At 37.4% G+C, this 25,734-nt stretch carries 15 protein-coding genes and 1 tRNA gene; 13 read left to right on the top strand and 3 right to left on the bottom strand.

Annotated features, from left to right (window positions below):
• The first annotated feature begins 409 nt into the window (after window positions 1-409).
• The 8 genes from EV200_RS18915 to EV200_RS18880 all read left to right on the top strand — a co-directional run bounded on the left by EV200_RS18915 (window position 410) and on the right by EV200_RS18880 (window position 12,967).
• Complete coding sequence (locus EV200_RS18915) at window positions 410-3,421, top strand: SusC/RagA family TonB-linked outer membrane protein (protein WP_132535503.1); 3,012 nt, start codon at window positions 410-412, stop codon at window positions 3,419-3,421.
• 22 nt (window positions 3,422-3,443) lie between these two features.
• A complete protein-coding gene (locus EV200_RS18910; RefSeq protein ID WP_132535501.1) occupies window positions 3,444-4,841 on the top strand; it encodes a SusD/RagB family nutrient-binding outer membrane lipoprotein in 1,398 nt (465 codons plus the stop codon).
• Window positions 4,842-5,170: 329 nt separating this feature from the next.
• Window positions 5,171-5,845 carry a TolC family protein gene (locus tag EV200_RS18905; protein ID WP_132535499.1) on the top strand — a complete coding sequence of 225 codons (675 nt, stop codon included), beginning with the start codon at window positions 5,171-5,173 and terminating at the stop codon, window positions 5,843-5,845.
• A gap of 6 nt (window positions 5,846-5,851) precedes the next feature.
• Window positions 5,852-8,005 carry a GumC family protein gene (locus tag EV200_RS18900; protein ID WP_132535497.1) on the top strand — a complete coding sequence of 718 codons (2,154 nt, stop codon included), beginning with the start codon at window positions 5,852-5,854 and terminating at the stop codon, window positions 8,003-8,005.
• 11 nt (window positions 8,006-8,016) lie between these two features.
• Window positions 8,017-9,477, top strand: a complete 1,461-nt coding sequence (locus EV200_RS18895) for an O-antigen ligase family protein (RefSeq protein WP_132535495.1) — start codon at window positions 8,017-8,019, stop codon at window positions 9,475-9,477.
• Window positions 9,458-10,657, top strand: a complete 1,200-nt coding sequence (locus EV200_RS18890; protein WP_132535493.1) for a glycosyltransferase — start codon at window positions 9,458-9,460, stop codon at window positions 10,655-10,657. The genes EV200_RS18895 and EV200_RS18890 overlap by 20 nt, the downstream gene beginning before the upstream one ends.
• A 101-nt stretch (window positions 10,658-10,758) precedes the next feature.
• Complete coding sequence (locus EV200_RS18885; protein ID WP_132535491.1) at window positions 10,759-11,970, top strand: glycosyltransferase; 1,212 nt, start codon at window positions 10,759-10,761, stop codon at window positions 11,968-11,970.
• A 79-nt stretch (window positions 11,971-12,049) separates the two neighbouring features.
• Entirely contained in the window at window positions 12,050-12,967 is a 918-nt protein-coding gene (locus tag EV200_RS18880) for a glycosyltransferase family 2 protein (RefSeq protein WP_132535489.1), read from the top strand.
• 6 nt (window positions 12,968-12,973) lie between these two features.
• On the opposite strand, the gene EV200_RS18875 is transcribed toward EV200_RS18880, so the two are convergent.
• On the bottom strand, window positions 12,974-13,723 hold the full coding sequence (locus EV200_RS18875; RefSeq protein WP_165877976.1) for a glycosyltransferase family 2 protein: 750 nt from the start codon (window positions 13,721-13,723) through the stop codon (window positions 12,974-12,976).
• A gap of 110 nt (window positions 13,724-13,833) precedes the next feature.
• Between EV200_RS18875 and EV200_RS18870 the strand changes: the two genes are divergently transcribed.
• Both EV200_RS18870 and EV200_RS18865 read left to right on the top strand, forming a co-directional pair.
• Window positions 13,834-15,360, top strand: coding sequence for a lipopolysaccharide biosynthesis protein (locus tag EV200_RS18870; RefSeq protein ID WP_132535485.1), 1,527 nt, complete (start codon window positions 13,834-13,836; stop codon window positions 15,358-15,360).
• A complete protein-coding gene (locus tag EV200_RS18865) occupies window positions 15,357-16,088 on the top strand; it encodes a glycosyltransferase family 32 protein (RefSeq protein WP_132535483.1) in 732 nt (243 codons plus the stop codon). The genes EV200_RS18870 and EV200_RS18865 overlap by 4 nt, the downstream gene beginning before the upstream one ends.
• Window positions 16,089-16,234: 146 nt before the next feature.
• On the opposite strand, the gene EV200_RS18860 is transcribed toward EV200_RS18865, so the two are convergent.
• Window positions 16,235-18,100 (bottom strand): hybrid sensor histidine kinase/response regulator, encoded by a 1,866-nt coding sequence (locus EV200_RS18860; protein WP_132535481.1) that lies wholly within the window; start codon window positions 18,098-18,100, stop codon window positions 16,235-16,237.
• A 566-nt stretch (window positions 18,101-18,666) separates the two neighbouring features.
• Between EV200_RS18860 and EV200_RS18855 the strand changes: the two genes are divergently transcribed.
• From EV200_RS18855 to EV200_RS18845, 3 genes are all read left to right on the top strand, one after another.
• On the top strand, window positions 18,667-19,071 hold the full coding sequence (locus tag EV200_RS18855; protein WP_132535479.1) for a response regulator transcription factor: 405 nt from the start codon (window positions 18,667-18,669) through the stop codon (window positions 19,069-19,071).
• The gene (locus EV200_RS22050) at window positions 19,071-20,270 is read left to right on the top strand and encodes a sugar transferase (RefSeq protein WP_208864575.1); all 1,200 of its coding nucleotides are present in this window, start codon (window positions 19,071-19,073) and stop codon (window positions 20,268-20,270) included. Before EV200_RS18855 ends, EV200_RS22050 begins: the two co-directional genes overlap by 1 nt.
• Window positions 20,271-20,545: 275 nt before the next feature.
• Complete coding sequence (locus EV200_RS18845; RefSeq protein WP_132535477.1) at window positions 20,546-24,886, top strand: PAS domain S-box protein; 4,341 nt, start codon at window positions 20,546-20,548, stop codon at window positions 24,884-24,886.
• Window positions 24,887-25,618: 732 nt separating this feature from the next.
• Here the strand turns inward: EV200_RS18845 and EV200_RS18840 are convergent.
• Window positions 25,619-25,690, bottom strand: a tRNA-Arg gene (locus EV200_RS18840).
• Between the last annotated feature and the right edge of the window lie 44 nt (window positions 25,691-25,734).

Below are 25,734 nucleotides of genomic sequence, written 5' to 3'. Positions count from 1 at the left end.
CCGTTAATTCATGAGCTATGTGGCCTAAATAATCGCTGTATGCCTTTAAATGAAATTATTTTGATCTTCAACCTTAAGGATTTAATAATTCTTTAATATTATGAATATACCGATATAGATGCTTCAAAAAAAATTGGAAGCATTTTCATTTTTCAGGCAACTAAAATGACAGATGGTATGACAATGTTTAAAGTGTAAGCTTCATTGGTGATGATGATCTAAAATATTAAATTAAGAAGTTATAAAAATAATAACACGCGTTCATCATTGTCCACATTTTAGACTGACATACAGTGCATTTAACACTTGCGTAACATTCTTGTTAAATTATGGTTAATACCTGATAAAATCCTCAAATGATCTGGTTTTTAAGTCGCTTAAATTTGAGCAGACCAACAACCAAACCAACATGATAACCAAACTTAAAGCTGCCTTTCTTGCAGTAGCTATGCTGTGTTTTATACAGCTGCAAGCCCAAACGTCACTCATAAGTGGTACAATTACGGCTCCCGAAGGAACGCCCCTACCCGGTATTTCAATTAAGGTAAAAGGTACATCCCAGGGAGTATCTACAGACGCACAAGGAAAATTCTCCATCAAAAGTGCAAATCCATCTGTACTGATTATTAGCGGAATAGGCTACCAGACCAAGGAATTTGCTTACACCGGGCAAAGTACGTTGTCCATTACGCTTAAAGATGATCAGCAGAACCTGAACGAAGTAGTGGTTACCGCATTGGGTGTTAAACGCGAAAAACGCAACCTTACCTACAGTTCGCAAGAGGTAAAGGGAGAACAGCTTACCCAAACTAAAGAACCCAATTTGGTAAACGCATTGGCTGGTAAAGTTTCAGGGGTACAGATTACCAGTTCATCCGGCACGCCCGGTAGCTCATCCAGAATAGTAATCAGGGGTGCCAATTCCCTTTATGGAAATAATGAAGCTTTAATGGTGATTGATGGGATTCCTGTAAACAATGATGAAACTGGAAACCTGAATTCGGGACCGGGAACCAACAGAATAGCAGATTTAGATCCTAATATTATCGAAAGTATTAATGTTTTAAAAGGTGGAGCAGCAACAGCCCTTTATGGCTCCGATGGTGCAAAAGGCGTGATTATCATCACCACGAAAACGGGAATGCAAAACAAGAAACCCACATTGAGTTTTTCATCTTCACTATCCTTAGAGACACCTTTACTGCCGGAGATTCAAAATAAATATTCGTTAGGATCAAACGGGGTATATTTTGATGGTGTAAACCAAAAAACAAGTACCTCCTGGGGAGCGAGAATGGATACCCTAAAAATAAACGGACAGCCAGCAAAAGTTTATGATCAATCTGATTTATTTTTCAAAACCGGGAAAACCTATACGAATACCATCGGCATAAATGGTGGTGGTCCATCAGGTACTTATTTTATATCCTACACCAATCTTTCACAAGATGGTACGGTACCTCACACTTCATTTGACAGAAATACAGTCTTTGGAAAATTCAGCACACAAATACTTAAAGACCTTGATGTTACATTCTCTCTTAATTATGCCAACACTAAAAATAATAGATTACCTGAAGGTTATGCTTTAGAAAGTCCGGTTTGGACAATCTTTACCGCACCAGTTTCTTATGATCTTCAACCCTCACTAAATTCTGACGGAACACAACGTTTATACCGTTTTTCAAGAAACAATCCGTACTGGGTATTGGATAATATCAGCAACACATCAGTAGTTAATCGGTTTTTACCCACTTTTAATGCCAACTATAAGCCATTGAGCTGGTTAACTATTACAGAACGTTTTGGTGCTGATGTATATACCGAACAAGCGAAATATCATGAATCTTTACTTTCTGTATCCAACCCCAATGGTCGGATTGTTAATAGTAACACCAATTTCAGACAATATAATAATGACTTGATTATCGGAGCCAATCAAAGCTTCGGCGATTTTAATATCGATGCCATCTTAGGGAATAACATCATCTCCACCTATTCTGAAAATGCTTATGCCAATGGACTTGGAATTACCGTTCCAGGCTTTGATAATATAGGATCTACTTCAACAGTTAAATTTACAGAAACCAGCTACTTAAGCAGAAAAATAGGTTTTTATCTGCAATCAAATATCGACTATAAAAAATTCCTGATTCTTTCTCTTACCGGAAGGTATGATGGTACTTCTGTATTGGCAAAAAACAATAGCTTTTATCCTTATGGATCTGCAGCAACAAGTTTTATTTTCTCTAATTTCTTTTCTAAGGAAGTGTCTGATATCATGAGCTTCGGAAAATTAAGGGTATCATATAGTACCGTTGGAAATGCAAGTATAGGACCGTATAGTCTGCTTACACCATATGAATCACAAACAGTTAGAAACATTGCTTTTCCGTATCAAGGTCAGTCCGGCTTTTTGATTAGTACGGTGCTGAGCGATCCTAACTTAAAAAATGAACGGATTAATGAATTTGAAGTTGGCCTGGAAACAGGTTTCTTTAAAAACCGCATCGGTTTGGAAGTGACCTATTTCGATAAAAAAACAATAAATGGAATTATTCCGAATGTAGCGCTTGCGCCTTCAACCGGATTTAATTCAACCAGTGTGAATACTGCATCTATGCGCAACAGGGGTATCGAAGTGCTCTTAAATGCTAAACCCATTAAAACAGAAAATTTTAGCTGGGATTTGACACTGAATTATAGCAGAATCAGGAACAAAGTCTTATCTATTTATAATAACCTTAATCAGATTGGTAATGGTTTTACCTTTATTCTGGCCAATCAACCTTATGGCGTAATTTATGGAACCCGTTATGCCAGAAACAGTGATGGTAAATTATCCATCGGTGATGATGGATTACCATTTGCAGCAGATGAGCAAGGCATCATTGGTAATATTAATCCAGATTGGATGGGTGGCATTATCAATAACTTTAAGTACAAACAATTTACTTTAAGTTTCTCCTTTGATATGAAAAAAGGTGGTGATATCCAGAACAATGTTGATGGCTATGGCTATTTCTATGGCACACCAAAAGTAACTGAAAACCGTGAACCCAGAGTAGTGGAAGGCGTTAATGCCACCACCGGATTACCCAATACTGTTTCGGTTTCAGGCCAGGCGTATTACCAAAGGATCAATAGTATCCTGGAATCCGTTATTCAGGATGGTACTTACATCAAGTTGAGAAATGTAAGTTTCGGTTATAATTTAAAACCGACCTGGCTTCAAAAAACACCATTCAAAACAATGGGCATACAGGTTACAGGTAGAAATTTATGGATTTACGCACCACACTTTACTGGCGGAGACCCTGAAGTAAGTTCATTTGGTTCTTCCAATGGTTCGCAGGGAATTTATTCCTTCTCTACCCCTACCTCAAGATCAGTAGATTTTAGTCTGAAATTAACTTTGTAAGCACCACATAGCAATAATCAACATGAAAAAGATATATTTTATTCTAAGTTTTGCATTGATCACAGCTTTTGCTGGCTGCAAAAAATATATAGACGTAAACGATGATCCTAACAGGCCAATAGACGTGAAGGAATCACTGATGCTTCCCCCTATTCAAATGCTCATCTCGCAAAACATAAATGCATCAGGTGATGGAAACCTGAGTGTAGTTCTTCAGCAGTACTTACAGGTAATGGCTTTGAACCAGGTAGCACCCAATTTTGGCACTTATCAAATGTATAACATAGATATGGATGGCGATTGGAATAGCATATATGTTCGCACGTTAAACAACCTCAACCTGCTAAATATAAAAGCCACAGCCAATGGTAACTTCAATTATGCTGGTATTTCGAAAATACTGAGTGCTTATACCTTAGGTTATACTACTGATGCTTTCGGAGATATTCCCTACAGCCAGGCTTTTAAGGGAAAAGAAATACTTACTCCTGTTTACGATTCACAACAACAGATTTACGTACAACTGCAAAAGTTATTAGATGATGGCATTGCAGATCTTGAAAAAAATGCAGGTTTAGCGCCTGGTGCAGATGACCTGATATATCTCGGCAACATGGCTAAATGGGAAAAGCTGGCCTACACCCTAAAAGCACGCTACTATATGCACCTTACTAAGGCACCTGGTACATCAGCAGCAGCACAGGCACAACTGGCTTTAACCGCACTAAATAATGGCATGCAAAACAATGATGACGATTTCAAAATTGCGTTCAGTGGTTCTGCAGGTGCTGAAAACCCATGGCAGCAGAATTTTTTACCTAGTAGTACCTTCGTACTGGCGAATACTTTTGTTGATCAGCTTAAGTTAAGAAATGACCCAAGACTGAGCAAAATGGTTAAACCAGCCGTTCAAACCGGCTTATACACCGGCAGGCAGATTGGACTCGAAGAAATCGGTAGTTTGGAATCTTATTCCATTCCTGCAGATTTTTATGCTGGTGCCAGTGCCAGTAATTATTTGGTTAATTATACTGAAGCTGCTTTCTTAAAAGCTGAAGCTACTTTTATCATTTCTGGTGCCAATGCCGCACAACCTTTTTATGTAGAAGGTGTTCAGCGCCACATGGAAAAATTAGGCGTCAGTATAGCTGACGTCAACAGTTACCTGGCCGCAAGGGGGGCTCTTAATGCTACCAATGCAATAAAATTGATTATTGAGGAAAAATTTGTGTCTAACTTCCTGAATCCAGAAAACTACACCGATTGGCGTAGAACAGGGTTTCCTGTTTTATCAAAAGTAAAAAATGCATTATCAGAAATTCCAAGAAGGGTTTTATATCCAAATTCTGAAATTATTTCAAATCCTCAACCGCAGCAAAAAGCTAAAATTACGGATCGCCTGTGGTGGGATAATAATTAAATATTTTTTTTAACCAATTATTATAGAGGTTGTATCATTGATAAAATGATCAACCTCTTTTTGTTTATCAGGTTCTCGAAGATGGGTTGATCAGTTTCTGCTAAATAAATTCTTTTGTTGTATATTACATCTATTGTGACAGGCAAATTTGTTTGCTATTTGAAGATAGTTGACAAGATGATCATTGTGGATATTCAAAATCTTACAACCAAACGGAATAAATATATTTAGTCTCTAGAAAAGAATATTCTAATTCGTTAGATTTGAAATTGCGTTTTGAATAAAATTTTTACTTTCCCCCTCCAACCAGCAGACACTATTATAAATAAATGACCAGAATTACCCTATTTATCATTATTCTTTTTTTTTCCTTTAATGCCTCTGCTCAAGAGAGTTTCATTGGCAATATTAATTATGCATTATTGGAAAAGTATGTTGAATTGGCTAAACAAAATTATCCTAAGAGAAAGATGTATAAAGCCAGTGAACTAAGTGCAAAAGCTAAAGTTGGAGTGGCAAAGGCTACTTATTTAGATGCATTTACCGCTTCTTATAACTATAGCCCAACCAACGCATCCAAAATCAACACCACCAATAACTATACACTAAATGGCTTGCAGCTTGGTATTTTTTTTAACATGGGGATTTTATTCAGAACACCCGCATTCGTAAGGCAGGCCAAAGAGGAACATAACGAAAAAATTTATCAGGCCCAGGAATACGACATATTATTAACTTCAGAAGTAAAAAAAAACTATTATGAATATTTGCGTGAAGCTGCTGATCTAAAAGTTAAGGCACAAACCTATACAGATAACAAAGTGGCCAGTGATGGGCTTAGGTATAGATTTGAAAAAGGTGAAACGAGTTTGGATGATTATACCAAAGCGAAGACGATCACATCATATGCCAATTCGGAGCGGTTATTGGCGGAGCTTAATTTATTAAAAGCCAAAGAATCCCTCGAAGCATTAATTGGTGTGGCATTAGAAAACGTGAAATAAGCAAGTATGAACATTCAAGAATTTTTAAACCTCATGCGAAAATACAGGTGGCTGATTATTTCAGTCCCTGCGATTACCCTTATCATAACGTTTTTCTTTGTCAAAAACCTTCCAAAAGAATATAAATCTGAAGCAAAGATCTCTACAGGTTTGCTAGACCCATCCCGACAGGTAGCATCCGAGTTACAAGGTTATTCTGGCCCCGACATCATTATTAAACTGAACCAGCAGTTTACCACGATTATCGATGTCATGAAAATGCCGAAGAACATGAGCCTTCTATCCTACAGATTGATCATACACGACCTCAAAAATCCACAGGCACCTTTCAAACCATTAAGTGCTGACCTCAAAAATCTGAGTGCTGCCCAAAGACAGGAAGCCATTAATTTATTTGAGAGCCGGTTGATAAAAAGAGAGGTATTAACGCCCTTGGATAATAATGGCAGGTTAATGCTTTACGACCTGGTTAAATCTATGGCCTATGATGAAGAAAGCCTGAATAAAAAGCTGAGTATATCCCATGAGCAGAACAGCGATTTTATTTCAGTAGATTTTTTATCTCAAAACACCTTACTTTCTGTTTTTGTGGTGAATACACTCTCTAACGATTTCATTAATAACTACAGTTTAGATCAGATTAGCAATAAAAATACATCCATCCTGGTATTAGATTCGCTCCTGCAGAAAAAAGAGGCGGTGATGAACGATCGGATAAGACAGTTAAAAGATTACAAAATTAAGAACGGGGTATTAAATCTTGATAAGCAATCGCAAATTATTTATCAGCAAATTACAGATAACGAAAATAAAAAAAGCCAGGCTTTAATTGACAGGCAAGCTGCATTGGCTGCATTAAAAAGTGTAAACGAAAAATTAGATGGCCGGTACAGTGATAAATATCTTGGGGCCGAAGTCATCTCTGATAATCAGGATATTATTAATTTAAAAAACAAAATTGAGGCTGCGGAGAATGTTTATCTGGATGGCGGCTATAAAGCTACAGATAAAATGAAAGTTGATTCCTTGCAACTTTTGCTGAGCTCAAAATTACTAAAATCAAATGACCGCTACGTAAGCGACCCGCTTGTAGCGAAACAAACGCTGGTTCAACGACGCATATCTTTAGGGATAGACTTAGAAAAAACAACTGCAGGCATAAAAGACATCGACCGGGAATTGGATAAACTCAATGCAAAATTTACCGGAATGGTTCCCTTCGATGCAGGGGTTCAAAATTACGAACGCAATGCTGATGTAGCAACCAAAGAATATCTGGAGATATTAAGTCGTTATAACCAAACCAGCCTGGATAAAAATATTGGTCTGCGGTTACAATTGGTTCAAGAAGGGGTGCCTACCGTACCGGAATCTTCGAAAAAAGCATTGTACATGGCATTGAGTATGGTGGCGAGTTTTGCGATTTGTTTCTTCCTGTTATTGATAATCTACTTTTTAGATCATTCTATTAATAATGCTAAAGAACTAAAAGTAGCCACCAAAGGCAAAGTGATTGGTGAGTTGAATTTCATCAAACCTAAAAACAGAGATATTGCCAAAATCTGGGAAGAGGAACATACAGATCAGGAAATATCCTTATTCAAAGATCAAATACGGGCCTTGCGCTTTGAAATTGATCATCTGCTTACCACATCACATCAAAAAGTTTTAGGAATCACCAGTTTAAAGTCATCCAGATCACCAATTTTCACACTGGTTGGCTTAACCTATTCATTTGCTTCATTAGGCAAAAAGATTCTACTGATTGGTAATGCTGAAATAGCCTTAGAGCTGGAAAAGTTAAAAATTTCTACCAATCAGTCTATTGGAAATATCTTAGCGGGATCAACCATTGTGGCAAATCAATCCATTACTTTTTTAAGCAATGATTTGGGTGGTAAATCACTGCTGGAAAAGGAGCATGAGGAAGGGATTGATCAAACATTTGATGGATTTAGTGAACAGTTTGATCTAGTTATCGTGTATTTAGATCCGGTAAACAGTATATCTGCCATTAAAGAGTGGATCTTTTTTACAGATCAATATATCGCTTTATTTATGGCTGGCGATTCAATTGCCGACCATGACCAGGAAAAACTTGCGCAGTTGAATGAAGATAAGAAGTTTGCTGGATGGATCATTAGCGGCGTTAAAGCATAATAAGCAGGCCAATGCTTGAGACACTAAACACCTGGCTCATTGACAATAAAAAAAAGATCATCTTTTTTATTATTGCTATGTGCCTTTCCATTGTAGTTGCTGGCTCTATTAGCAAATTCGGGTTTCTAGGCCCCTTGTGTGCGGTAGCTGTAGCGGGGTTGGGTACGTTTTTAGTGTCTGCTTTCAAAGATCCCCGGCTCGCTTTCTGGGCCTATTTTGCCTATTGCTTTTGCTTAGGATTTCTGGTTAAAACCTTCCTGCAGATTCCGGTGGGGTTGGCTTTGGAAGCAATCTTGCTGCTCACCTGGTGCAGCATCCTGATCAATATGAACAAATTCAACTGGCAGAACTTAAAAAATGACCATGTTCTATTATCAGTGGTTTGGTTTGGTATTAGCTTCCTGCAAATACTTAATCCTAATAGTGGCAGCTTGGTTGCCTGGTTTAATGAACTGAGATTTGTCGCATTAAGCTGGTTACTGATCGCCCCACTCGTATTTTTAATGTTTAACAGACCATCAGATTTAAACCGATTTATCACATTCATTTTGTTTTTTTCTGCTGTGGCCTGTTTATATGGTGTAAAACAACTTTATTTTGGGCTCACCAGTGGAGAGCAACAATGGATGGGCATGGGAAATGAAGTCACCCATATGATCAAAGGTAAACTCAGGGTATTTTCCATTTATTCTGATGCGGGTCAATTCGGCGCTTCACAAGCCATCATGGCTGTTATCTCAATGACCTTACTTACAGGCCCCTTCAGCTTTGGTAAAAAAATAATCTTCGCTTTAGCTACCCTTCTGTTTATTTATGGAATGGCCATTTCAGGTACCCGGGGTGCACTATTTGCATTAGCAGCCGGCGTAGCAACCTCCTTATTTTTAAGTAAAAATTTTAAGGTATTATTTATAGGCATTTTGTTTAGTGTAAGTGGCTTTGTGGTGTTAAAGTATACAACCATTGGCGAAAATATATTTCAGATCAGCCGTTTACGCAGCGCATTAAATCCGGAAGATGCTTCTTTCAAAGTGCGGCTGGATAATCAGGTAAAATTAAAATCCATCTTAAAAGACTTGCCTTTTGGTGCAGGTTTAGGAATGAGCGGAATGAATGGAACCACCTATAACGCTGATAAAGCCATCGCCAATATACAACCCGATAGCTATTGGGTAAAAGTTTGGGCAATGTACGGAATCGTTGGCCTCATCATCTGGTTTGCCATTACCTCCTATATTATTGGTAAATGTAGCGGGATTGTGTGGAAGATTCACGACCCCAGATTAAAGGCAAAGATGATTGCCCTCACGGCCGGAACAGTTGCCTGTTTTATTTGTAGTTATGGTAACGAAGTGATGAATGGAATGCCTTCATCGGTAATTATGTTTATGTCATGGTCCTTTGTGTATATTGCACCATGGTTAGATAAGAAGCTAAAACAAACTGGATCTGATGGAACTGATCATAATTAATATTCTAAACATATTATTCTGGATTTTAGGCATTTACCTGCTTATAAACTGTTTATATCTGGCTTTTTTCGCCATTGCTGGCTTATTTTCTTTACCTAAATCGCAAAAACATGCCAGCGAGTATAAAAAGATTGCCTTATTGTTTCCCACCTATCGGGAAAACAGTGTCATTATCGAAAGCGTAAAATCTGCATTAAAGCATCAATATAACGGATTGTTTGAGGTTGTTGTAATCTCAGATGGCTTACTGCCGCAAACCAATGCAATTTTAAAAGAAATGGGTGCAAATGTCATCGAAGTTTTTTTTGAGAAAAGTACCAAAGGTAAGGCGCTTCGCTTTGCAATGGAAAAGCTAAAGCATAACGGTTTCGATATTGCAATGGTATTGGATGTTGATAATGTTTTAGGATCAGACTGTTTACATTACATTAATAATTCATTTCAACAAGGGAATAAGGTTATTCAGGTACACCGCACAGCTAAAGATGTAGACACCAGTTTTGCCTTTTTAGATGCTTGTAATGAAGAAGTGAATAACCAGATTTATCGCAAAGGCCATGCGGTTGTGGGCTTATCTGCCACCCTTATTGGATCGGGAATGGCTTTCGATTTTTCATATTTTCATAAAGTATTAGATGGCGTTGGAGAAACTGTTGGAGAAGATAAAAAAATTGATTTCATCCTCGCCAATGATAAAATCAAAGTGGCTTATTTAAATGACGTATTTGTTTATGACGAAAAGGTAGAGAATGCCCAGGTGTTTACCAATCAGCGAACAAGATGGATTGCATCTCAAATCGAATTCCTGAAAGAATATGCGTTGGAAGGATTGGTAAAATTATTTAAGGGAAACATAGAATTTTTTAATAAAACATTCCAAACTTTTTTAGTCCCAAGAATATTGTTACTGGCATTGCTATTTATCATGGCCGTTCAATCATTTTTTAACCCTATCGGACCTGGAAGCGTATTTTGGAACAGCTTATTCCTGAGTCTTTGCTTCACCTTGCTCATCGCCGTACCGAGAAGATTCTACGTAGATAAGCGGCTTTATTTGGCTATATTACAAATCCCAAGAGCAATGATTGGAATGGTAATCGCTTTATTTAGCATAGGAAAGGCCAAAAAATCTTTTATGGTTACTCCACATCATCATAAACCAGTAAACGACAATAATTAGCCATGCCAATAGAACTGCTCGCCATCATAGGCATCCTGTTTGGAATCGTGGGTTTCATCAGCGGATTGAACACATCAAAACATACCATAAAAAAGTAGGAAATGTCGATTCTAAAAAACAGAGACATTATTATTGTTGGCCAACAACCCTGGGATACCGCTATTGGCAGCAATTGCAAAGATCTGGCGCTGGAGTTTAGCAAGAACAACCGTGTACTGTACGTCAACGCACCTTTAGACAGAAGGACAAGCCTGCAACAAAGAAATGCGGAAACGGTAAAGAAACGATTACGAATTATTGCTGGTAAAGAAGAAGGTCTGGAACAGGTATCTACGAATTTGTGGATTTATTACCCTAAAATTATCGTTGAATCCATTAACTGGATCAAAGTCATGCCCGTATTTCGCTGGTTAAATAAACTAAACAATCAGAAATTTGCCAGAGATATTAAGGTTGCTTCAAAAACACTGAACTTTGACAATTTTATCTTGTTCAATGACAATGATATCTTCAGAAGCTTTCATTTAAAAGAACTTTTAAATCCAGCAATCAGTATTTATTATTCCCGGGATTATATTATCGCTACTCCTTATTGGCAGTATCATGGCAAATACCTGGAGCCACAGTTGATTCAAAAAAGTGATCTCTGCGTGGCAAATTCTGTTTTCCTGGCTAATTATTGCAAAAAATATAATCCGAATTCCTTCTATGTTGGGCAGGGTTGTGACTTTAAACTCTTCAAACATGATGATCATATTCCGCTACCTGAAGATCTTTCAGCAATTAAAGGTCCGATACTGGGCTATGTAGGTGCCATCTTATCAATAAGACTTGATGAAGAGATTCTTTTACACCTGGCAAAAGCACGGCCAGACTGGAGTATTGTATTGGTTGGACCAGAAGATGATGATTTCAAAAAAAGTGAACTTCATCAGTTAAGCAACGTACACTTTTTAGGAAGTAAGAGTACTGAAACACTGGCTGCGTATATTAAGGGTTTTGATGTTTGTTTAAATCCACAGGCGATAAATCCGCTAACCATTGGCAACTATCCTCGTAAAATAGACGAATATCTTGCGATGGGCAAACCCACAATAGCCACGAAAACAGAAGCCATGAGTATTTTCGAGCAGCATGTATACCTGGCAGAAACGAAAGAAGACTATGTGGTTTTGGCAGAAAAAGCACTGGCTGAACGCAGTGAAGCGCTGGCAACTGAGCGAATTAACTTTGCACATACCCATACCTGGGACAAAAATGCCGAAGACATTTACCAGGCCATAAATGAAGTGGAAAGTGGTCAGCAGAGATAAATTAAGTGTTGAATCCTTAAAACCTATCCCATAGCATTTCGATTAATTTTTACCAATCAGAATAACATAAATAGAAAGAATGTCAACCACCTCCATCATCACCGTTAATTTTCATCAGGAAGCCGTAACGATTGCACTACTCCAGTCGATTGGTAAATCTTATAACGGAAAAGATGTTGAAGTGATCATTGTGGATAATGGGGCCGAACAAAATCAAGAACATATTTTCCAGCCACACTTCGAAAATATTAAATATATCCAATCCAGAGAAAATCTGGGCTTCGCTGGCGGCAATAATTTAGGGATTAAGCAAGCTGGCGGCGATTATATTTTTTTATTAAATAACGATACTGAATTACCGGCTGGTTGTATTGAAATCCTTTACGCTGAATTCGAACAAAATGAAAATATTGGACTCTTGTCGCCATTACTATTGTATTTCGACCGAAAAGATGTGATTCAGTATGCAGGCTTTACACCTGTAAATCACCTCACTGGTAGAAATGCCACCATTGGAGAACTGGACAGAAATGAAGGGCAATACGATGATAAAAGTTATCAAACCGGGTATTGCCATGGTGCGGCAATGATGTGCCGTAAGAAAGACTTGCTTAAAGCAGGATTAATGGATGAAGGCTATTTCTTATATTACGAAGAGCTGGATTGGTGCGAAAGATTCAAAAGAATTGGTAAGCAAGTTTGGTTTACGGGCAAAACCCATGTGTACCACAAAGAATCAATCAGTGTTGGTATAGACAGCCCGCTGAAAATCTATTTCCACACCCGCAACAGAATGCTCTTCATTAGGAAGAATACAGGTTTGATCAACACCATCCTCTTTTCTATCTATTATACACTCATTGCTTGTCCAAAAGCTGTGTTGAAATATGTATTTAATCATCAATCGCATCTGGCAAAATGGGTAATAAAAGGCTTGTTATGGAATTATACCCATCATAAGAACAGCAAGACTTTAGGATTCAACTTGCAGAAGTAACTCAATCTACCTTAACCTTTTCAAAACGGTTAAAACGGCATACCTGCTGAAATAATACATAGACATCGCAAGGTTTAACTTTTCACTTTCCCGTAAAATCTTCCAGGTTTTGACCACGGCTTTCATTTTATTGGATGACAGTGAGTCCTTTCTGATTCTGTACAAAGCCAGCGGTTCATTAATTCCATATCCCAGCTTACACTTCTTAAATAACTGGAGGAAGAAAATCCAGTCTTCATGGCCTGCAGGCGAAAATTGTAAATCTCCAATAACACTTTTCAATACCATCGAGGTTGAAAATATGATCACATTATGCGATAACAATTGATGGTAGCTATAAGTAACAGGAGCTGGAGTTACCCCGGAGATGATTGCTCCATCTTCATTAATTCTATTATAGGCACAAAAAGTCATGGGAAGCATTTTATCTTCCATATAAGCCACCTGGCGGCTCAGCTTATTTTCCAGCCAGATATCATCACTATCCAAAAATGCAATATATTTCCCTTTAGCCATGGTCATCCCAAGATTTCTGGCATTTGAAACTCCTTTATTTTCCGACAAAGAAATGAATTGTATATTGTGGTATTTGCTGGCAAACGCTTCAACGATGTTACAGCTATCATCTGTAGATTTATCATCGATGATGATTAATTCCCATGACTTGTAATCCTGAGCAATTACTGAATTTAAGGTCGCTGTAATAAACTTTGAAGAGTTATAGCAAGGTACAATAATCGATACGAGTGGTTCCAATAGGATGTATTTTAAAATCTGATGCGTGAGTACTAAAATAGAAAATTATTATAAACCTTTTAAGCACTTATATAAATTAAATAAAAACCTTACTTTAGTCAAGCAGTAATATGGATAGAAGACGTTTCGTAATTAATCTGGTTTCTAATCTCTTTAGTGCCCTTTCTGGCATAGGAATTTCCTTCTTTTTAACGCCATACATCGTGGAACATTTGGGTAAAGAAGCTTATGGCTTTTTTCCGCTAACCAATAACTTCATCATGTACGCGGGCATTATCACCACAGCGTTGAACTCTATGTCGAGTAGGTACATCACCATCAGTTTAGAAAAAAAAGAAATTAAAGAAGTAAATACCTATTTCAATTCGATACTATTTGGAAACCTGCTGATTTCTTTCTTTTTCATCCTGGTGAGCGCATTATTCTGCTATTTCATCAGTAATATTCTCGACATTCCTAGCCATCTGTTTGCTGATGTAAGATTACTCTTCATCTTCATGTTTATCAGCCTGATCATCAATGTCTCCTCGGCAGTTTTTTCCGTAACGGCATTTGCCCTAAATAGATTTGACAAATTAGCCTACATCAATATTGCTTCTAACATCATCAAACTAGGGACTATCATACTGCTGTTTTATTTTTTCACCCCAAAAATTTACTTTCTGGGTTTGGTTACAGCCATCCTGTCACTTTATACCCTCATCGCAAACTACAGGCTTACTAAAAAACTACTGCCTGAAATCGCTATTGATTGGGCTTTCTTTTCTAAAAGCACACTATCCGTGGTTGTTGGTGCCGGAATCTGGAATTCCATCATGGCCCTCTCGAACGTGATTAATACCCAATTGGATTTATTGATCGCCAATCATTTTTTTGGAGCATCTGGCATGGGCTTTTTATCCCTCACCAAATTCATTCCTAATGCAATCTATATCCTTCTAGGGATCATCGTGCCCATATTTTTACCAGAAATGTTTAAGGCTTATGCCCGAAACGATATGGAGAAATTAAAGCACACCTTAGACCAATCATTTAAAGCCATATTCCTCGTGGTTTTAGTGCCATTAGCCGTCTTCTTTGTTTATGGTGAAGTTTTTTTTCATCTGTGGTTGCCCACTCAAGATGCCAAAGGATTGCACCTACTTTCTATCATTACACTGGTGCCCTTTATTGTTCATGGAACAGTTGAAACTGTATATCACGTTTTTGTAATCACCAATAAGTTAAAAATGGCATCCGTATGGGGAATTTTTATCTCTATTCTGAATTACGTTTTAGTAATCATACTTTGTTTGTACAGTAACCTGGGAGTTTACGCTATACCCGTTGCAGCCTTAATTAGCGGCGTATTTAGCCACCTGACTTTTACGCCATTATATGCAGCCTACTGTCTGGAAGAAAAACGATGGTACTTTTTCATCAAAATGATTAAAGGTCTTGCCGGATTTATGCTCCTTCTATTGATTGCCTATGGCTGGAAAAAACTCGATCTGTTTACCATTGATTCCTGGATTACCTTTTTAATCAATAGTTTTATGATCGGCTTGATACTTTTAATAATTTCCTTATTCATGAAGTTTGAACGTACCGAGTTATATGAAGGGTATCAAAAAATAAAAAGGAAAGCGATACGATGATATCAAAAATTATACATTACTGCTGGTTTGGAAGAGGAGAAATGCCTGATCTGGTATTAAAGTGCCTGACCTCCTGGAAACGTTACCTACCAGAATACGAGATTATGGTTTGGAATGAGGAAAACTTTGATGTTAACCTATATCAATATTCCAGGGAAGCATACCATGAACGTAAGTTTGCATTCGTTTCTGATGTTTGCCGATTATATGCCCTTAAAACGATAGGCGGCATTTACCTGGATACTGACGTAGAGTTTCTGAAACCATTAGATAATGCGATGCTTGCCAATGTTGCTTTTACAGGATTTGAAGATAATTTTTTACTCTCTTCGGCTATTATGGGAAGCATCAGCGAGGGCCAATGGATCAATGAATTATTATCTTATTATCAAAACAGAAGCTTTTACCTGGCGAATGGAAAGTTAGATCTCAATCCAAATACGGAGAGTATAACCGCATTCATGAAAGCAAAAAAATCCCTCAAAACGGATAATACTTTACAAGTCTTACCAAACTATTGTACCATTTATCCAAGTGATTATTTCAGTCCGAAAAGTTGGAAAACGCTAAAAATAAACATCACTGAAAATACGTATAGCATCCACCATTTCGCTGCCTCCTGGCTTCCGCATTCGAACTATAGCCCGCTAGGTAAATTAGCCAACTTATTATTAGGGAAACGAGTTTCTGATTTTTTAGCTAAGCACTACCGGAATCTTAGGAGTTAAGGATTATAAAAAAAATATTAATCATCTTACGAAATTTTAAAAGCTGGTGCGCTGAAGAATTTCGCAAGTTTAATAAGAGCACCCTATTTATTTTTGCTTTTAACCACCCCGCACTTTGGGCATCCCTCCGAAGGAGTTAATTTAATCTATTGGTTTCTTTTTTCAATTTCTAACTGAAGCTCCTCCATTACCTGGTTAAGCACACGGTTAACCTCATCAATCATCGGAATCAGTTCCGCTCTGCTTCCCTCTTCACTTACCGCCTCAATGTCCCTGATGGTACGTTGAATCGATTTGATTTCCAAATGATCTATAGTTGATTTTAATTTATGTGCCAATTTTGAAACCTGAGGAAGATCATTCTCCTGGAAACAAGCATTAAGATTAGTTAATGCATCAGGCACCTGCCCACAGAACAACTCGATCATTTTAGTTACGAAATCTTCCCTCCCCTTACTAATTATTCTGAGGCCTTCTAAACTATATAACGGTTGCGTAAATTCAGGCTCAGGAATATCAAGTGGTTTCTTTTTAATCCAACTATCTATTACATCGATGAGAACTTCCTCAATAATAGGCTTGGTAAGGTAATCATCCATACCCGCAGCAATACACCTTTCCCTTTCACCCTGAACAACAGAAGCAGTAAGCGCGATGATTGTGCCGGAGTACTCATTCTGTCTTAATATTCTGGTCGTTTCGTATCCATCAAGTATAGGCATTTGAATATCCATCAAAATGATATCGTATGCATCTTCCTTAACCATGTGCAACGCCACATCCCCATCCTCAGCATTCAACACCTGCGCGCCATAGCCCAATAAAATTGTGCTGGCAACCAGTCTGTTCGTTTCATTATCATCAACGATGAGGATTTTTCTACCTACAAATAACTCCTCATTGTAAATGGTTTTTATTGCTTTCGGGAGGTCGGTATTTGATCCCTTTTTAAGTTTTATGACAAAAGATATCGCTGAGCCTACTCCCTTTTCACTTTCTACATTAAAATGCCCGTTCATTTGAGCGATTAATTTCTGTGAAATACTCATTCCCAATCCAATCCCACCATATTGACGCGATACCGCTTCGTGTTCCTGGCTGAAATTATCAAAAAGACGGTTTACAAATTCAGGATCCATTCCGATGCCTGTATCCCTAACTAAAATTTCAATTTCCTGGCTGTCTTCGTCATCTTGTAAAACAACAGCGGTTAACCATACAGATCCTTTATCTGTAAATTTAATGGCGTTGCTCAATAAATTGAAGATCACTTGATTGATTCTGTGAGGATCACCCATCAATACGGGTGAAATATCAATATCATCTCGTAGAATATAGTCGATTTCTAAGCCTTTTTTTTCAGCCTTGTGCATCATTTGCTGCATCACCTCAGAGAGGATCATTTTAAGATTGAAACCAATATATTCCAGGTCTAACTTTCCAGCATCAATTCTGGACAGATCCAGAATATCATCAATAATTAACAATAGGTTTTTTGAAGCCGTTTGTATGGTTTGAGTGAAATAATCCTGTTCATCAGTAAGCGTGGTTCTGGAAAGTTGATTGGTCATGCTTATGATTGCATTCATTGGCGTTCTAATCTCATGACTCATATTAACCAAAAAAAGTTCCTTTATGTCTGGAGTCTTTTCCGTATCTATTTTTGTATTGATCAGCTCTTGTGTTTGCGATTGGGTATGATTGAGCAAAACCTTTTCTCCGGCAAATAGAAATGATTTTTGAAAACCAATCTCTTCCCACTTCCCAATAACCGTTCCATCAACAACTTTTAAACGAATGTCTGTGCTGATGCCTAAAGTTTGTGGATCAAGGTTATTTTTTTGATCTAAGTGCTCAAAATGATCAAAAAAATTTTCTCCAATACAATCTCCACAAATATTTTTCAATACCTCACTTATTTGTATGATATTCATACTGGTATCCAACAATATAAAACAAGGAAAAAGCCTATTTAACTGGTCAATACTGAAAGATAAAGAATTGATTTCCATTAATTTGATGGTTATTTATGCTTAAATGTATAAAAATACCCATGAAATTAGAATTTAAATGGACAAAATAAAAATAATAAAGTGAAGATAATTTTAATCATTTCAGACTCCTCATCCTTTCATCCTAAAGCGCTAAACTTTTTTTTTAGATTCTGATATTGACGGCAGACAATTAATGCTCCCAAAAAGTCTTTATTTTATGTCTTTGAAAAAATACTGATTAAAAAGATATTGATAAAAAGATATTTTACATATACTGCCTTAAAATTAGTAATTGGAAAATGGTTTACCAATAGGTCTCTATAAAGAAAACATTCAAAATATTTCACTCCTTAATGGAATAACCAATAGATTGACGACTAATTTTTTCTTATTATTGTAAGTTGCCAGTAAACATTTAATAGGATTTCCCGGATTTGAAATGTATTTGTACATATTACTCATTCAGGTAATCCTGCTTATGAAAATTAAGATCAGTTTGTGATAACACAGTAATAATCCCTATTTTTTACTAAATTCTTTTTTGGTATTTTCTGTAAAAAAAACGCTATAATACGTCTTTCCAAATGAGTAAAAATAATAATCCCAAAATACATATTCTCCTTGTTGAAGATGATGAGTTCATGCAAGCCGTACTTGATGAAATTCTGAATGTAAATTATCGCATAGATATAAGACCTGACGGCTTGAGCGCATTGGCTTTTTTACAAGGTGGCAACATTCCAGACCTAATCATTTCAGATCTGAACACGCCAAATATGAACGGGCTTGAATTGATAGAGCAACTTAAAGTAAGCGATTTTTTCAGTTCCCTTCCGATCATGATCTTATCTGGTGAGGAAAGTTCCGATAAACGTATTAAATGTCTAGATGCAGGTGCCGATGATTTCGTTGTTAAACCTTTTAACCCTGCTGAATTAGAGGCAAGAATAAAGATGGTATTAAGGCGGGCAGGAAAAGGTGCGATATAATGGAAAATCCTGGCAGCATAAATCCTGATATCCAAATCATAGCCCTTGTAGGCTTTGCTGAAGATTTTTTACATTCCTTTCTTGAGAATTGCGACTTTGAGGGCAGGCAGCTGGTTCATTTTGATAATGGAATGATACTCGTACAAGAATGGGAGGCTAAAAAGCTACCGATAGCGGCGATCATTTCCCATAGCGAGATATTATCCAATGGTGGCCTTTCTCTGATGGAGACCCTTAAAAACCGGAATATGCCATCGATACCTTTCTTTTTAGTGGTCAGGTATTTCAATTCAAATTTGAGAATCTTAGCGCTTACCGCTGGGATCTCTGATGTTTTCAGGCTTCCATTACAACAAAACCGTTTAGAAAAACGAGTACTTTTCTTCATTCACAATTGGGCGTCATTAATTAAAGAACTGCCAGTTCACACCAGGTCAATCTATCGCACCGGCTTGGCTAAACGTATATTCGATGTATGCTTTGCCGGCATGGCGCTAATCATGCTATTTCCGTTATTCATTCTAGTGGCACTTGCCATCCGGTTAGAATCTAAAGGACCCGCATTTTATTATTCTTTAAGAACAGGAACCGGATTTAAGATCTTTAAATTTTATAAATTCAGATCAATGTATATCAATGCTGATCAAAAAGTTAAAGACCTGATGCACCTGAACCAATATAATATTGATCAAAAAAAGGAGCAGCTTAAACAAGATGATGCCGTACTTTGTGAGGCTTGTATGCAAACGGGTAAATGCCAATACCCTATTTATGCAGATGGGGCAAAGTGGTGTGAAAAAGATGATGTTTACGTCAATTCGCAAAAAAATGGATCTGCATTTTTTAAAATCACTAATGATCCCAGGATCACAAAAGTGGGGAATTTCATTAGAAATACAAGCATTGATGAATTGCCACAACTTTGGAATGTAATAAAAGGCGATATGAGCATTGTCGGCAACCGTCCACTACCCATCTACGAAGCGGAAAAACTTACAACTGATAAATCTGTACTCAGGTTTGCCGCACCAGCAGGATTAACGGGTTTATGGCAAGTAGAGAAACGCGGCAAAGGAAAAATGAGTGAAGAAGAACGTTTGATGTTGGATAATACTTATGCAAAAAACCAAAGTTTTATAAACGACATTAAGCTGATATTAAGAACAATACCTGCTATTTTCCAAAAAGAAAGCGTATAATCATGAAAGATAAGCAAGAGAACATCATTATATTCAGACTTCCATGATGTTGGAAGAATTTGAGCCAGAAACCCTTGATCAAGCTTTACCCTATTTAAAAATTAAAACAAGTACCTCCTATTTTCACTCACCATCTTACATCCAATTGCAATATTAAATATATGTTCGATAACAGTAAAATATTTGCAGACTGCTTTGTAAAGACTGCCTCCAGATACAGAAAACAGGTTAATAAGACAGTTTATAGTGGTTACCACTGTGCAAAATAAATCGAAATGCAAGAAAATGAATCAGCCCGCCTACGTGCACTCTATAGTTATGAAATCATAGACTCTAACAAGGAGCGTGATTTTGATAGGCTTACAGAGATTGCCTCACTAATTGCTGATTGCGAAATCTCACTAATTTCCTTCATCGATAAGGATAGAGTTTGGTATAAATCAGCTAAAGGGCTTTCTGTAGAGGAGGTTCCAAGAGGGTTTACCATGTGTGAACATACCTTAGCATCAGATAAGCCATTCATTGTAGAAGATACACTGAAAGATGAACATTGGTGTACACACCCGATGGTGCAAGAGGGAATTAAGGTGCGGTTCTACACCGGGTTTCCGCTTATTGATCCAAACGGATTCACTTTAGGTTCATTTTGTGTAGTGAGTTCAGAACCTAAAAAATTATCCACATCACAGCACAGACAGCTTTCACTTCTTGCAGAGGAAGCCATCGCAGCTATTGTAGATCGCAGGAAAAAGCAGGAATACAAAAACTTCAGTCGCCTGATTAATGACTCCGAAGACCTGATCTGCATTTTACGTCAGGATTGGACTTTTAAAACGGCAAACCCATGCTTTAATAAATGCTTAGGCTGGAGTGAAGAAGAACTTCAGTTCAAAACCATTTTTGATATTGTTCCGGCAGAAGATCAGGATAAAGCAAAGGCATTCTGGCTTAATATTAAAAATGGGCAGGTAGGTGAGCACAACACACATCAGATAGTAAAAAAAAGCGGTGGATATCGGATAATTGCATGGACCGCTACCAACGAAAAAACAGATAAAAATATATTTGCAATTGGAAGAGATGTTACGGCTGCAATAGAGAAAAACCAAGCGTTAAAAGTTAGTGAACAGAAATTAAAGGCTTTTTTCGAGAGTTCACAAGGATTAATGTGTACACATGATATTCATGGCAAATTAATCTCCCTTAATCCGGCCGGCGCACGAACGCTAGGTTATTCGAGATCGGAATTGCAAAACAAAACTTTTTTTGACATCGTTCCGGTAGAGCAACATGATGATTTACGCCAATATCTTGACTATATCTTGGCACATGGCTTTTCAAAAGGCTATATGATTGTTAAACGTAAATCTGGTGAAGAGCGGATATGGTTATATTCGAATATGTTACAACGGGATCCTAATGGCGAGCCTTATATTGTTGGCAATGCAGTGGATATTACCGACCAAAATAAATTAGAAAAAGATCTCATTCATACTAAAAACTTATTAGAAGAAACGAGCGCCCTATCAAAAATAGGTGGATGGGAACTTAATCTCCTCGATCAGCAACTGTACTGGTCTACAATCACCCGTGAAATCCACGGCATACCAGATGGGTTTATCCCCACTAAAGAGAATGCAGTTCAATTCTATAAAATTGGAGAAAGCAGAGAAAAAATTACAGAAGTGGTACAGGAATGTTTGCGTACAGGTAAAGACTGGGATCTGGAACTTCAAATCATTAACTTTCACGGAAAGGAAATCTGGGTACGTACCAAAGGAAGCGCACAGTTTGTAAAAAATTCGCCAACCCGTCTCTATGGTACCTTTCAAAATATTGATGACCAGAAACGTGCACAGATGGAAGTGATAGCATCTAAAAAACTACTGGATGATGTGCTTTCTGCAGCTACAGGCGTGAGTATTATAGCGACAGATTTAGATGGAACCATTACGGTGTTTAATCAGGGTTCAGAGCAATTATTGGGCTATACTGCTGAAGAAATGATTGGAAAGCAAACACCCATCATCTTTCACGATCCGAAAGAAGTGGATGAACTTTGTACCGATTTCAGTTCTTCATTAGGTATAGAAGTATCAGGATTTGGTTTTTACAGACAGTGCGCAGATCATCTTCAAAAAATAAGAACGTTTACTTTTATCACCAAATTGGGGAAACGGATAAGGGTAGCATTATCCATCACCTCAATAAAAGATAGCCAAGGTAAGATAATTGGCTATCTGGGTATTTCGATTGACATTACGGAGAAAGAAACCATTGAAAAAGAACTGGCCACAGAAAAAGCACTATTACTGGCTTTTATCGAAAATGCACCGGCTTCCGTAGCCATGATTGATGAAAATATGCATTTTATCATTGCGAGCAAGACTTGGTTAAAAGACTATACCCCACAGATTAAAGGAGATATCAGAGGATTATCTTATTACGATGTTTTCCCTAATTTATCCGAAGAACGTAAGGCTGTGCATCAAAAGGTACTCAGAGGAGAGGTTGTTAAAAAAGAAGAAGATGTTTATGTTGATGTAAAAACCAAGACTCAACTTCATATTTCGTGGGAAATGAGACCATGGTATAAAGCAGACAAGTCAATCGGTGGCATGATGATCTTCACACACAATATCTCAGCGAGCGTTCAGCATCGGGAGGAGTTGACCATAGCAAGATTACGAGCCGACCTGGCCAACTCGGCAAAGTCTGAATTTCTTGCCAATATGAGCCATGAAATCAGAACGCCATTAAATGGCGTAATCGGCTTTACCGATCTGGTATTGAAAACCCAACTGAATCATACCCAACAACAATACCTGAAAATTGTCAATCAATCGGCAAATACACTGTTAAGCATTATAAACGATATTTTAGATTTTTCAAAAATTGAAGCTGGCAAATTTGAACTCGACATTGAAAAGTGTGATCTTTACGAGATTGCCGGGCAGGCTAGTGACATTACTAACTTCCAGATCCAGACTAAAAAACTAGAAATGCTGTTAAATGTCCAGCCAAATCTTCCAAGATTTATATGGACTGATGCCCTTCGCCTGAAACAGGTATTAATTAACCTATTAGGAAACGCAGCAAAATTTACAACCAAGGGAGAAATTGAACTTAAAATACAAGCCCTAAGCGAAAGTAAAAACCATCATTTACTTCGGTTCAGCGTTCGTGATACTGGTATAGGAATTGCCAAAGGGACACAAGCCAAAATTTTTAATGCGTTTTCACAAGAAGATTCTTCAACCACAAAAAAATATGGCGGGACAGGGTTAGGATTAACCATTTCTAACAAATTATTAAAGATGATGGATAGCCAACTTCATCTGGAAAGTTCTCTGGGAGAAGGCAGCATATTCTACTTTGACTTAAATCTGCAATCTGAACAGGGAGATCCAATCGAATGGATAGGCCTGGAAAGCATCAAAAATGTATTGATTGTAGACGACAATGATAATAACAGAAATATTTTAACTGATATGCTGTTGTTGAAAAATATCAAGTCTGATCATGCAGCAAATGGCTTCGAAGCCCTACAGTTTTTAGCAGAAGGTAGAAACTACGATGCCATCTTAATGGATTACCATATGCAATATATAGATGGAATAGAAACTGCAACGAAAATAAGGGATAATTTCATGGATGAAGATGAAAAGCTTCCTATAATTCTGCTCCATAGCTCATCTGATGATGGTACAATTATTAAGGCTTGTAATGAGCTAAAAATTGACAACCGATTGCTCAAGCCGATAAAAATGGATAAGCTCTACCTTGCTTTGTCCAGGCTAAAAACGAAAGAACCATCTACCCGAAACCTAGAAATTTCAGCACCATCAATCTCATACCAAAATCTTGATTATAGATTTTTGATTGTTGAAGACAATGAAGTAAATAGATTCCTGACCCGTTCGTACATAGAAAAACTCTATCCACAAAGTATAATCATGGAAGCTGAGAATGGTGTGGTCGGTATTGAACAATTCCAGAAAATGCCGTTCAGCCTCGTTTTTATGGATATACAAATGCCGGAAATGAATGGTTACGAATGTTCAAAAAAAATCAGATCAATAGAAAAAGAGAAAAGAACACCAATAATTGCTTTAACTGCCGCAAATGTAAAGGGCGAGAGAGAAAAAAGCATCGCTGCAGGTATGGATGATTTTATCACTAAACCCATTTTAGAAGAAAATATAGAAGACATATTAAAGAAATGGTTAGGACAATCAGTTGAGATGGAATCTGGCAAAAAGGAAAACGAAACTGATGATGTTCATTTTAATGTTGAAAAACTGGAATCTTACTTTGGTAAAGACTCCGTAAAAATGAAAAAAATAATCGGTATAACCATTGATCAGCTTAATCAAGCCCATCATCAATTAGATAAAAATATTCAACCCGAAGATTCCCAAATGGTGTTGTCTCTATCACACAAATTGTATGGCATGTCTACCTCAGCAGGACTTATCAAATTAGCAGAAATAAGTAGAGATTTGCAGAAACTTGATCTTGCTGATCATTATTCCTTAAAAAAAGGAGCTGAAGAACTTATAAAAGAGATCAAATTACTTATTCCAATATTGTCAAAATATACGCAAGAAGAATAAACCTTTAAGTACCTTCTAAGTTGAAGTCGCCAAATGTTTTCATCTATCGAAGAGCTCATGACTGTAAACACAATGCTATCAATAGATTGACAGGATTTAGCCTGGTTGATAAGACACTAACCAGTAGGTAAAATTAATAGTAGTCTATATTACACAACTATGAGGGGAACTCCCCTCCTAATTTAGGAGCGGCAGGGGTGTTAACCAATTTCTTCTATCGGTTGGTGTCTCACCAACAGAAAAACTTATACCTGAAATTAGCATCAACAAATTAACAATATTTAGCCTGGTTGGTGAGACACCAACCAGTAGGTAAAATTAATAGTAGTCTATATTACACAACTATGAGGGGAACTCCCCTCCTAATTTAGGAGGGGCAGGGGGTGGTTAACCAATTTCTTCTATCGGTTGGTGTCTAACCGACAGAAGAAATTATACCTGAAATTAGTATCAACAGATTAACAATATTAGCTTAGCCTGGTTGGTGAGACACCAACCAGTAGGTAAAATTCTTCTATCGGTTGGTGTCTTATCGTCAGAAGAAATTATACCTGAAATTAGTATCAACAGATTAACAATATTAGCTTAGCCTAGTTGGTGAGACACCAACCAGTAGGTTATATTAAATACAACTGTCCGATCAGACAAATGGCATCATACCTTATTTACAACACTAACAACAAATCAGCATAAAAAAAGAGTTAGCTCTATGTAGAACTAACTCCTATGATGTGTTCCCAGAGGGATTCGAACCCCCATCGGTGGTACCGGAAACCACAATTCTATCCATTGAACTATGGGAACTTTAAGCGGCAAAGATATAACTTGACATCCAATTTTGACCTATT

Origin of the sequence: Pedobacter psychrotolerans (assembly GCF_004340665.1) — a bacterium.
Taxonomy (GTDB): domain Bacteria; phylum Bacteroidota; class Bacteroidia; order Sphingobacteriales; family Sphingobacteriaceae; genus Pedobacter; species Pedobacter psychrotolerans.
This window is presented reverse-complemented; position numbering and strand designations above follow the sequence as displayed.